Consider the following 11889-nt stretch of genomic DNA (forward strand, 5'->3'; position numbering starts at 1 on the left):
TTCTACCCTAAAAAAAGCCTCCTGGGTTAGACAGGGAGTCGGTTCTTCTGTCTGACTCTGGGGCGGAGCGCTTTTCCGCTATGTTAACCCGGGCGAAGACGGTGTCTTCGGTCTGCACGCGTCTGCGAGTTCCGCCGCTGGCTCGCTGGACGGTTCGCGAGCGCGTCCGAACCTCCGGGTATTTCTGCATGTGAACCTGCGGCGCGCTACGGGGACGCGAACCGTCTGCGCTCACCTTAGCGCGGCTCCACTGACGCATCCGCTTAGCAGACAAGCGCTCCTTCAGCCAGTTTGTTGGGAATGTAAGCAGAACTTTGGGAGGGCTGGTAAGGCTTCGTGGAATCTTTTTCATCTTCTGATGGTGCTGCGGCAACGGCATGGGGGTCTACTCTGAAAAACCCCAGTCAGACCCCAAAGGGCAGCTTCTTCCACAGGAGTGAACGAATTGCATGGAGAGGCGATAAGGCCCACAAAGCCTGCGCGGGGAAGCGCAGCCACGGTTCACTTCAGGTACTACCCAGAGGTTTGGCACGAAAATGTCCGGTGGACATTTTCGCTGAAGCGGCTATCTCCAAAGAATACTTACCCGCTGAAGATCGCTCCCATGCGGGCGCGTGGGCTAGCCTCGGAGTGCCTGAGTGACACGAAGACACTGTCTTCGCACGAATTAGCTTTCTCGCAGGATGTGGGAGAGGCTGCCCGACCCGAACGACCCCATTTTCATCCTCTAATGGTGCCGTCTTGGTGGCATGACGGTCTATTTATTGACAAACATCCCGTTAAAATCAACTTCACCATTTTTAGCTTTCTCCATGCCTGCAGCTACTTTGTCTTGAACATCTTTACTAATGTTGGCTGTATAGACCGGCTTAAAGATATTCTCCGCAATTCCTGCTTCATGGACTTTGTTACCATCTAAACTGCCATCCAGGTATTTTTGAATAGCCCAGACGTAAAAGGTTTCAAAATCAAACACTACAGAACCGACAACCGTATTAGGATCAATCGTTGTCTGATCTCCGGAGAAACCGATGAACTTAACCCCTTTTTCCTTGGTGGCCTGGATAGAGCCTAAGCCAACCTGATTGGCATAAACAAACATCACATCGGCGCCATTATCAATCATTGTAGCGGCCATTTGTTTACCTAAAGCTACATCATCCCAGCTATTGGCATAGGCACGAACTGCTTTGGCACCTGAAATTCCGCGCACTTTGGCGAGATCCACAGCAACCTTTTCATAGACATCCAGCAAATTCTCCATAGCCTTATTAGGGAAACCGCCGATGGTAGCAAATTGACCGTTTTTGCTGACTTCTCCCGCCATTAAAGCAGCTATATAACTTGCCTCATATTCTTTGGGGAAAATTGGGGCGACATTTGAACCCTTGCTAACCATGCCATTGACGACGCAAAACGTTGTTTCAGGATAACTCTCCGCAACCTTATTGGCCGCTTCATCAAATTGAGTACCCGCTGCCATAATCAGGTTATAACCACGCTCAGCATAATTTCTAAAGGTAGACTCATAATCAGCCGCCTGTACGTTTTCCACGTATTCCATTTTTGTACCAAGAGTTGCATTGGACTTAACCAGCCCGGCGTAGTTTGTGGCATTCCAGCTTTGATCATTAATAGGACCGGGTAATACCAGAACCATTTTATAATCGCCTGCACCTTTTTTGCCTGAATCTACAGTCGTGGTGGTGCTGCCACATGCTGTCAGCAAGAACAGCATTAATACAGCCAAGACCGCCGCTGTCAATTTGGATCTTTTCTTCAACATTTCTCTTACCCCCCAATAAAATCTAGTTGTCTTGCCCAAGGATTAGGTCAACCCTTCAAATCTTAGCCCTATTGTAACAAAAATAAGCCGCTCTGATAGTAACGGTCATGTCGAGTTTCTAGCACTATCTTGCTACAGTACTCCAGCCCTTGTCACTTTCTTAACATTTTGTACTATTTTGCTTTAGGACTGTTTTTTCTCCGCACATCCTCCGGAGTAATTCCCATATACTTCTTGTAAAGTCTGGAGAAATAGCTTGGATTCTGATAGCCTACCCTATAGGCTATATCCGTAATTTTAAAATCTGTATTGATCAATAATTTTCTCGCTTGGGTCAGTCGATAATTGATTAGGTAAATACTAAAGTTTTCGCCGGTTACCTCCTTAAACAAGCGGCTGAAATACTCAGGAGACCGATACACCTGGCCGGCAACATCCGCCAGAGAAATGGATTTATCGAAATGTTCATGAATATAAATCAAGGCCTTTTCGATAAATTGGTTGTTGATATCAATATGATCCCCGGAATACTCTGCCAGGTTTTTTGGGGCCGCACGTTCCAACTGATCCGCGATTCTTGGTCTGGCATATTGGGTATGGCGATCTTCTTCAATTTTAGCCAGTATTTCAATTAATTCCGAGCTTCTTAATTCAGACTTTAAGATGTATTCCTTAGCACCGCAGCTAATGGCTTGTTTGGCGTAGGAAAAATCAGCGTAATTTGTCAAGATTACAAATTCCGTCTGAGGCAGTACTTTCTTAATATTTTTCATTGCCGTAATTCCATCCATTTTCGGCATCCTGATATCCATGATCACCACATCAGGCTTCTCTTTCACCGCCAGCTCTTGGGCCTGCAAACCATCAGAGGCAATTCCCACAATCTCCAGCTTGGTATTTTTATCTTTCAGACAATAGTTCAGCCACTCCCGAATGGGCAGTTCATCATCTGCAATGACAATTCTTAACATAATTCCTCCTAAGCATATCGTAATTTGAGGATTACTTTAGTTCCTTCCGGCTCATTCTGTTCAATGGTCAGACCGTAGGCGCCTCCGTAAAGAATTCTAATCCGTTCATGCACATTTAAAATTCCTACTCTGCTCATTTGAACCTCTTTATTGAAGATCTCGGTAATTTTCTCCTGGCTCATTCCGATTCCGTTGTCGGAAATCGTGATATATAAATCATGATCTGCTAATTCAGCTTCCACCTTAATTACCAGCAATCTATTGACCTGCAAGCCGTAAAAAATTGCATTTTCGATAATTGGCTGCAGGATAAAGGCGGGGATCTGAACATTTAAGGCGTTTTCATCCAGTAGAAATTCTACGAGAAAGGCGTTGGAATATCTCATCTTTTGCAGGGCTACGTAGTCCTCTAAATGCTTAACCTCATCCCTGATCAGTACGAATTCACCCCCTCGGGACAGCACCCTGCGCAACAGCTTAGAAAAATGATAAAGCATCTCCTCTGCTTCTTTGTTTTTCCCCATTTCCACATAGAAGCGAATGGAGCTTAAGGTGTTATAGATAAAATGGGGATTGATTTGAGCTCGCAAAAAATCAAGCTCCAGCAAGCGTTTTTGGCGTTCATTGTTGACGTTTTCCTTAAGCAAAAAATTCACCCGCTGAATCAGTTCATTAAAGGAAATGGAGATTTCCGAAAACTCCTTATAGGTACTATCCTGAATTTGAATAGAAAGATTACCATCATTGAATTCAGTCATTTTGTTTCTGAGTAAATTTAAGGGTTCCGCAATCTTTCTTGCGACAACGCCTAGTACCACACCCGTCAGTAAAGTGCATAAAATCCCAAAAGCAATTAAAAACAGCTCAATTTTTTCGAGAGGCAGCATGGCACTTGCTAAAGAAACAGACTCCACAATATACCAACCGTAATCGCTGATCGGCTGAAAAATAAAGAGCTTATCATCTTGCAAATAATAGTTATTCTGTTTGTTTTTGCTATTGGCTTCCCCAAAGCTATTCAGTTTTTCATTGATTCTGTCTTTATCCTGGTGCGAAATGATCAGTCCATCCTCATCAACAATAAAGAAATCTTTTTCTTCATTGGTCAAACGAATATAATTATCACCCAGTAGTTTCTCATTGACATTTAACAAGAGCACCCCATAGTCTTGTTTGGAAATATAGTCTTCAACTTTTCTGGCTACCTGGAAATAATAATTATATCCCCCTGTGACAGTAACGTAAGACTTGATGGGAAAAATTCCCCAATCCTTGCCAGTTTCCAGAGCTTTGTCAAAGGCTGCTAAGTCAACCTCCTGATTGGATGACATGGAATAGGAGGTGGAATAGGTATTGCCACGCTTATCGATTAAATGGGCGTCGATGAGCATGGCAGTACTTCGGTAAGACCAGATGTAACCCGACATAATTCCTTCAATTTTCAGAAGTTGTTCCTTGTTAGCACTCTCTCCACCTGAGCTTTTTTTCAGGGATTCAATAATATTTGTATCATAGGCAATGCGGCTGGCCAGAACTTCAACATCCTTCAATTCCTGATTGATCCTGATGGCAATCTGCTGAAGCATATTAGTGTTCAGCTGAATCACCTCTTTGAGAATCACTGATTCCGCATATTTATAGGTCGAAAAAGCCAAAAACCCAATGAGGCCTTGGAGAATGATAAACAGCATAATGAATAACTGCAGAATTAAACTTCTTTTTTTCATGTACAATTTTCCTTCACCATGGAATTCTTTGCGCCGTACTACTTAAGAAACAAATTCGACAGGGCTTAGAATTACCCTGCACCCCTTGGGGAAAAGCAGAAATTATTTACGACTCTTCGTCAGTTTAGTGTTTTTGCCCTTTTCACCCTCCAGAAACTTTTGGAGATCGGATTTTCCTAAATGCTCAAAATTGGCGCAGAAAAATACGGCACTGTTACTATAGGTTGCCGCAGTGCCTTCAGATCGTGCTGTTATACTACTGATTATTTTTCTTCAGGTTTATCTGGGTATGAGCCAGGGCGTCGTCCATAACCCATTCCGGGCCGAGGACCAAAATGAATCCAACTTAAAAAATCGATAATAGAGTTCCTTAAAAATATGACGTCCCCAAAGTATTTTGGCGACGTCATATTTTTAAGGGAGGGAGAGTTAAGTTATCTGCCGTAACCGGTTTTTGGACTGCTGCCGATGTGATACCTTATCCAAAAACAGCCGGATAATAAGTGACCCAACCTCCGCACAAATTCCTGACATTAGCAAATCCATGTTGAGTTAAAATTCGATAAGCAACATAGCCTCGCAGCCCAATCTCGCAGTAAACGACGATTTCCTTATCTTTGGGAAGCTCCGATAATTTGCTGCGCAGGTCATTGACCGGGATATGCAGCGAACCGGGGATAAATTTAGCTCTCCGTTCTTCTTCATCCCGTACATCGATGATACATATATCTTTTGCTTTAAGTTTACTAAGTTCCTGCCAATGGATCATTTGAACATCACCATTAATGATGTTTTCCGCCACATAGCCGGCCATGTTCACAGGATCTTTAGCCGATGAAAAGGGCGGGGCGTAGGCCAGTTCTAGTTCCTGCAAATCATAGATAGTCCCTTGGTTACGGATTACCCCGGCGATGTCATCGATCCGTTTATCGACACCCTGAGCTCCGACAGCTTGGGCACCCAAGACTCGGCCATCATTTTTGTCAAAGACAAGTTTTATGGATAATCTTGTGGCTCCAGGATAATACCCGGCGTGGGAATTAGAGTGAGTAAACAACACTTCATGAGGAATTCCTAGTTTCTTAAGCATTTTTTCATTCGCCCCGGTGGAGGCCGCAGCCAAATCAAAAACCTTGGCAATAGCAGTGCCTTGAGTTCCTTCATATTTCTTGTCCCGCCCGGCGATAATGTCAGCTACAATCCGGCCTTGTTTATTAGCAGGCCCGGCAAGGGGCAGAAGCACAGCTTGTCCTGTTACTAAGTGTTTTACCTCAATGACATCGCCAACAGCGTAAATATTAGGGTCTGAGGTCCGGAGTCGTTCATTAACTTTGATGCCGCCTAACTCTCCGATGGTCAGCCCGGCTTCCTTCGCTAATTTAATTTCCGGTTTGACACCAATAGCCAGGATGGTTAAATCAGCTTGTACTTCCTGGCCGCTTTGGAGTGTAATAAAAGCTCCATTTTCTTTTTTAGCAAAGGATTTCACCCCATCTTCCAAAATGAGGTTGATTCCTTTATTGAAAATGTGCTCATGAAGAATTGCAGCCATTTCATAATCCAAAGGAGCCATGACCTGATTGCTCATTTCGATAATCGTTGTATCTACTCCTCTGGCATGGAGATTTTCGGCCATTTCCAGGCCGATAAAGCCCCCTCCGACGACTGCTGCTGTTTGAGGTTTTTGCTCATCGATAAATTTCTTAATCTGATCAATATCTGTAACATTACGCACTACAAGAGCATCGATGTCATTGATCCCGGGAATCGGCGGACGAAGCGGAGCTGCCCCGGGAGAAAGAATCAATTGATCATAGGATTCCCGATAGACCTTGCCACTCTGTTCCTGGACTTCGACGGCTTTTTCCTCAGGAAAAATACGGGTAACCTCACTAAAGATTCTTACATCAATACGAAATCGATTTCTCATAGCTTCAGGCTTTGAGACCAAAAGGGCTTCCCGCTCATTAATAACTCCACTAACATAATAGGGTAAGCCGCAGTTAGCGTATGAAATATGTTCTCCCCGCTCAAAGATAATGATTTCCGCCTCTTCATCCAAACGGCGCAAGCGTGCTGCAGCACTGGCTCCCCCAGCGACTCCCCCAACAATGAGTACCTTTTTGCTCATCACAACTTCTCCTTTAGCAAATAGAATTATCCTTTTGTTTACAAGTTTATGAAAATTGTAACATGATTAATTGGCATTCACAACAACTTTACGGACTCTGCTCCTCACAGCAACGCACTCCATTCAAATCCGCTGGTCATGGCTGCTCAGAGATGTTCGATGATCGGATATAAACGGTGCCTGAGGTATGAACTAACTCTCTACCCGGGTTGTTAGGATAAACTCACTTGAGATCCACTGGCACCAGTAGTCCATAGGGTGTATTGTTCCGTTAAGTGCTTACCTCTATTACGTATTTTGTCAACTTATCTATTGACTCTCAGGCAATTAACACCGTTAATCTATAGACAGTCCCCTTTGGCGGAAAAGCGAATTGGGGACAAAAAATCACCCCACACTTCCATAGTGTAGGGGATAGCTTTTTCTGATTCGGCAGGCATCGGTGCTCCTAGGAATCCTCCGGAGGGAAGGACGTCAGAGCGGCTGGACAATTTGGCAGAGCTCAACCAATCCCTTTATGAATACGAGACCACGGAGAGGAAAACGGAGAAATTAATAACCTTTACAGGCAGTTGAGCAAAATTTCTATGCGTCATGTATCTATCCAATATGGTGGCACTTGCAAAGTTGAATTCCAGATGAATGCCATTTTTTCGGTCCCCCACCAATTATGATCAAATTTGCCATGCCTTTCACTTCCCCTTCCTAAATCGCCAGAATTGTTCCCCACACAATTCCTACTCGAGGATGTCGGCAATCCTTTCTTCGACTTGGTCCTCCTCAACTTTACCGGCTTGTTTACCGTGGTACTCACCGTCCTTAAAGTAGAGTAATTGGGGAACCCCTTTTAAGGAGAACCTTTGAAATAAGGCCTTATCTTCTTCTACGTCAACATAATAGAACCCAAACTTGTTTTCGTATTGCGGTTGTAATTCTTCTAAGACCGGTACAACTTCTTTACAGACATGGCAGTCTTTTCTGGAAAATATGACGACACATGGTTCTCCCTTATCATAGATAACTTCCTCAAAACCTGCAGCACTTAATTGTTTTAATGACATAGTCTCCAACTCCTTCATAAGAAACATTGAAAGCAACTGAGAAGTAGGTGTCCTCTTTTGTTACTTCTCAGTCGCTAATTTAGTTTGTCATGTAGCTCACTTATACTAATTCTCAAACCGCACTCTTAACCACGGTTTTGAACTGAGGGCAGAGGACGATCCTAATTGTCGGAATCGTTTCCCATTGTAGGGGACAGACCCCCACATAACTCCTATAACTCCTACTACTCCCCTAACTCTACGCGGAGATCGTCACGCCGGTTTCGTAAAGTTTTCCTTCGGCAACCAACTTGACTTGATATTTTCCGGATAGCCCGGTTTTGTTGATGAAAACGTCGACATCGCGAGGATCAGCCTTCTGAAAGGTACCTACACACATAGCTTGGAAATTCTGGGCGACGGTATTGATGGGATAACGTTTTACCTCGCCGACCTCGTCTACCAAGAGCAATTGGGCCATTTCACCGGTTTCAAAAATACCGTTAAAGGTCATACGGTCCTCTTCCTCGATGATGGCTGCTTCGTAATGATCCGGTACCAATTGACCGGTTTCTTGAGCTTTGATCTTCATCTTCGTAGTTTGAGTCTCAATTAAATTGCCGAGGATTTGTCCGGCGCCTAATTCAGCCGTCTCATTGGCATAGTAAAGGGGCAGCTTTTCTGCACGATAACAATTAGCAGGCACCTGTAATTCATACATTAAGACATCATCTTTAAGTTCACAGGTAATAGAGTTGAAGGTAATGCTATCCTTAAATTCCGGCTGCATTACTTTCATCACAGCCATTCCCTCGCAGGGTTCACCATTCTCATAGCCAATTCCCCCGGAATGAACCATGTAATGCCCTTCGTTATAATACTCAACGTTGCAAATATAAGGGGAGAAGAATTCAGCGCCGCGCTCTTTACCGTATTGCCAAATTTGTTCAACGGTCATCTTCTCGGTATCAATGCGGTAGCGGACTCCGCGGGAAAAGTTTTTGCTGTTAGCCAGGTAGTTTTCTTTATTCTTTGATCTAAAATGACCATTGTCAAAGAGCATAACATCCCCATCTGGGGAAATAACACTGGCATGCTGTTCATACTGCCAGTCAAACTCTCCATCTCCAACGGGAGTAAAGAAATAGTTATCCACCATTTCCTGGGGCCACCCCTCAGGATCACCAAGAATCCAGTTCAACTTTCCGGTTTCGAAATCAAGGTTAATCACAGCGTCCTGATGACGGCCGGAGAAGGTCAGGCTGTTGGTTTTCTTATCATACCAAACGGCATTGTTGTGGAACCAATCGTGCTCGTCTTGACTACCCGAACCCGCTACATCCTGAGGCAGAACAGTTTTATAATCCCAAGACTTTAATATTTCACCCGTGTTAGGATCTAACAGCAAGCACGTGTCTTCCACTGTCCCGGAATAGAAATCAAAGGACAGCACCAGGATATTGCCATCTTCCATGACGAATTGGTCGTGGTGATAACCGCTGGGTGTGCGGTATTCTTTAAAGATCTTACCGCTAAAGACCATTTCATAAAGTCCTGTTGTAAAATAAGGCATTTTAACCAAGCGCTCAGTTCCAATTAAAATATGTCCATTAGGCATACGCTTCATATCAAACGCAAAATTCTCATTGCAATACCAGCGAACATCCCCGGCATAGTCATAGCCAACAGGCATAGATCGCATAGCTGCCGTCAGGAACATCATATTATGTCCCATATACTCAGGCGTGGTCTTGATCGAGGTTGCCAAGGGTACATCGGGGTGGATAGAAGCCGTTTGGATGCGAATCGTGTTTTTCTGACCATTGGCCATGACAATTTCAACAGTATTTTCATAATCAGCATAAAGACCGTAAACAGGCAGAATATGCTTCATGCCGGCCGGAAAGGTGTGTCGGATATCCCCAGGATGCTCTTTCCCTTTAACAATGATGGTTGCTTCTGTCATGACCGGAGTTTCGAATAAAACCATAGCCGCCAAAGGGCAAACCCCATAAGGATTTAATTTAACCAGAGGATTATCAATGGTATAGGTGCCAGTTTCGAATTCTCCTAGCATTGCTTGCTCTAAATCATGTTGCTTTGTGATAATATGGGCAATCTGTTCATGTTTAATTTGATTTGTCATCATGAGTTAACCCCTTTCAAACATAAGTTAATACGCGGTTATACTTCCGCTTGATGTGCGGGAGTATAACAATTAGATTACCAAAGTCTAGGAAGGTCACAAAGTTTAGGAGGATTACAAGTTCCATAAGGATTAACCTATAAAAAACAGTGTACTTCTATTAGCTATTGTAATAGTAGCCCAAAACCACTCTCAGTGCGTAATATAGGTTTTGTAATAATTGATATGTGCAAAATACTATCTCCTTACAAGAAGAAATGGGGAAATAGCGGGTGTTGAATGCTTTGCAAGATCCTTTTAATAGAAGAAACCCATGAAGAAGTAGTTCACCGCTACAGCGATAACCGTGACCACAAGCACTGTAATCCCACCATATTGATAAATATCCTTCGCCCGAATCCATTGAGTATTTGGGAATAAGAGGACGGAGGCTGCAGAGGCGGCTGGGGTTAAAATCGCAATGGTACTAACCACCATAATTAAATAAGAAATTTGTTCCGGATGGATGCCAATAGTCGCAGACATACTGATTGCTACCGGTAAGAAGATGGCAACGATCACCATATTAATCATGAAGTTGGTCAGCACAAGGGTGATTGCCGTGATTGCAATAACAAACATAACTGGGGATAAGCTGGTGAGCAGCGGTGCCATGTTTTGTTGAAGGAAGGCATTGATCCCGGTGGAAGGGCTCATTAAGCAACCACCGATGGCCAATATTACCAAAACCATCACCATCATATTCCAAGGTATCGCATTACGAGCGAAGGCGGCAAAGTCGAAGATGTTCTTGCCATCGACTTTGATTAACGAAAGAACGACAAAGACGAATACCATAACCCCAACAATACCCATGTTATTAAGCATATACCAAAGGGGAGTACCTTTTGGTAATAGGCTTGGTAAAAGCAAGAGGACGATAAAGCATCCTAAAGCGGCTAAAGCAATTTTTTTCACTTTAGTTAATTGGAGATCCTTAGGGTCAATCATTTCACCCGTTAATTCTTTGAGGGGTGTGATATCTAATTTGAAGACAAACTTACAGAGGACAAGATAAGCAATTATGGAAAGGATACCTACGGGGATGGTGTATATAATATAACGAATCATGTTACCTGGTTCACCCATCAAGTTAGCATAAATCCCTAAGTTGACAATAGCATTATTACCCCAAGGCATTGCCGAAAGGCTCAAGGCCCCCATCATGGCAACCCCGAAGATCATTAGGGTTGGAAATTTGTCAAAAGGTTTTTGCTTGATAGTTTTAGTAATGGTGTAAACGATTTCCCATACTAAGAAAATACCGATAAAGGTGTTGACTAAGCTGCAAATGACATATGCAGTCACTAAGATCATAAAAATCAAACGCCAAGGATGCCCCTGTATAAACTTACGGCTCATGAGCCAAGAAGCTAAGAATTGACTAACCCCCGCTTCCTCTAAGAACTTAATAAGAGCAAATATAAGGATCATGAAATAAAAGGCATCGCTGCCCCAGCCCATGGCGATGAATTGCTTCATATTGACAACACCCGACAGTGGAAACATTAAACAAGCCAAGAAGCTAGGCCAAACGTGCTTGGTTACCGTCCAGCCATAAACAGTTGCCAGAAAGACCAAAAACACTTTCATTCCGATGGGTGTAATAGGGGCCGGAGCCGGCAAAATCCAGCCTAAGCCAGCAATCACAAAAAATCCAAACACTTTCAATAATTCTTTATCCATGCCTGGTTGTGCATCGAAACTCTTCAGTTGATGATTTATCAGTTGCCGGTTGCGTGGTTGCTCTTCTGATTTAACTGTCATTGTCTAAACCCTCCTCCAATCATTTTTCCGCAAGGGATCTAAGTCCTCATCAACAACCCTTCATATAATGAGCCTAGGGATTAGCTGCGCCCCAATCAGTGATTGTGCAAGATTTCGCATGATTTGGTATAGTCTAATCCGAATAAAACGATTACCTTTTTCTATTGTAGATTAGAAAAATTGATCTGCATAATATAGATTTTCTCATAAGTATTATGTCGAAAAAAATATACTCACTGGTTTTTTACCCCAGTGAGTATATTAAAAATACTTTAGCTATTT

At 43.4% G+C, this 11889-nt stretch carries 8 protein-coding genes; 1 reads left to right on the forward strand and 7 read right to left on the reverse strand.

The annotated features are described in order from the left end of the window. Positions 1–336 precede the first annotated feature (336 nt). Positions 337–642 (forward strand): hypothetical protein, encoded by a 306-nt coding sequence (locus LJE72_RS03545; protein ID WP_229246255.1) that lies wholly within the window; start codon positions 337–339, stop codon positions 640–642. A gap of 115 nt (positions 643–757) precedes the next feature. Here the strand turns inward: LJE72_RS03545 and LJE72_RS03550 are convergent, their stop codons facing one another. The 7 genes from LJE72_RS03550 to LJE72_RS03580 all read right to left on the reverse strand — a co-directional run bounded on the left by LJE72_RS03550 (position 758) and on the right by LJE72_RS03580 (position 11607). Further along, positions 758–1786: a BMP family protein gene (locus LJE72_RS03550; RefSeq protein WP_229246256.1), complete on the reverse strand. Its 1029-nt coding sequence runs from the start codon at positions 1784–1786 to the stop codon at positions 758–760. 173 nt (positions 1787–1959) lie between these two features. Then, the gene (locus tag LJE72_RS03555; protein WP_229246257.1) at positions 1960–2757 is read right to left on the reverse strand and encodes a response regulator transcription factor; all 798 of its coding nucleotides are present in this window, start codon (positions 2755–2757) and stop codon (positions 1960–1962) included. 8 nt (positions 2758–2765) lie between these two features. Next, entirely contained in the window at positions 2766–4484 is a 1719-nt protein-coding gene (locus LJE72_RS03560) for a sensor histidine kinase (protein WP_229246258.1), read from the reverse strand. Between the two features lie 478 nt (positions 4485–4962). Next, complete coding sequence (locus tag LJE72_RS03565; protein WP_229246259.1) at positions 4963–6615, reverse strand: FAD-dependent oxidoreductase; 1653 nt, start codon at positions 6613–6615, stop codon at positions 4963–4965. Positions 6616–7352: 737 nt separating this feature from the next. Next, positions 7353–7676 (reverse strand): thioredoxin family protein, encoded by a 324-nt coding sequence (locus LJE72_RS03570; protein WP_229246260.1) that lies wholly within the window; start codon positions 7674–7676, stop codon positions 7353–7355. A 238-nt stretch (positions 7677–7914) separates the two neighbouring features. Then, complete coding sequence (locus LJE72_RS03575; protein WP_229246493.1) at positions 7915–9801, reverse strand: aryl-sulfate sulfotransferase; 1887 nt, start codon at positions 9799–9801, stop codon at positions 7915–7917. Positions 9802–10098: 297 nt separating this feature from the next. Next, on the reverse strand, positions 10099–11607 hold the full coding sequence (locus LJE72_RS03580; protein WP_229246261.1) for an SLC13 family permease: 1509 nt from the start codon (positions 11605–11607) through the stop codon (positions 10099–10101). Positions 11608–11889 lie beyond the last annotated feature (282 nt).

This window comes from Desulfosporosinus shakirovi (assembly GCF_020595055.1).
Classification (GTDB): Bacteria; Bacillota; Desulfitobacteriia; order Desulfitobacteriales; family Desulfitobacteriaceae; genus Desulfosporosinus; species Desulfosporosinus shakirovi.

Coding starts and splice junctions, on each gene's coding strand:
- LJE72_RS03565 (WP_229246259.1), bottom strand. CDS start 6,615: ATGAGCAAAAAGGTACTCATTGTTGGGGGAGTCGCTGGGGGAGCCAGT.
- LJE72_RS03575 (WP_229246493.1), bottom strand. CDS start 9,801: ATGACAAATCAAATTAAACATGAACAGATTGCCCATATTATCACAAAG.
- LJE72_RS03560 (WP_229246258.1), bottom strand. CDS start 4,484: ATGAAAAAAAGAAGTTTAATTCTGCAGTTATTCATTATGCTGTTTATC.
- LJE72_RS03580 (WP_229246261.1), bottom strand. CDS start 11,607: ATGACAGTTAAATCAGAAGAGCAACCACGCAACCGGCAACTGATAAAT.
- LJE72_RS03570 (WP_229246260.1), bottom strand. CDS start 7,676: ATGTCATTAAAACAATTAAGTGCTGCAGGTTTTGAGGAAGTTATCTAT.
- LJE72_RS03555 (WP_229246257.1), bottom strand. CDS start 2,757: ATGTTAAGAATTGTCATTGCAGATGATGAACTGCCCATTCGGGAGTGG.
- LJE72_RS03550 (WP_229246256.1), bottom strand. CDS start 1,786: ATGTTGAAGAAAAGATCCAAATTGACAGCGGCGGTCTTGGCTGTATTA.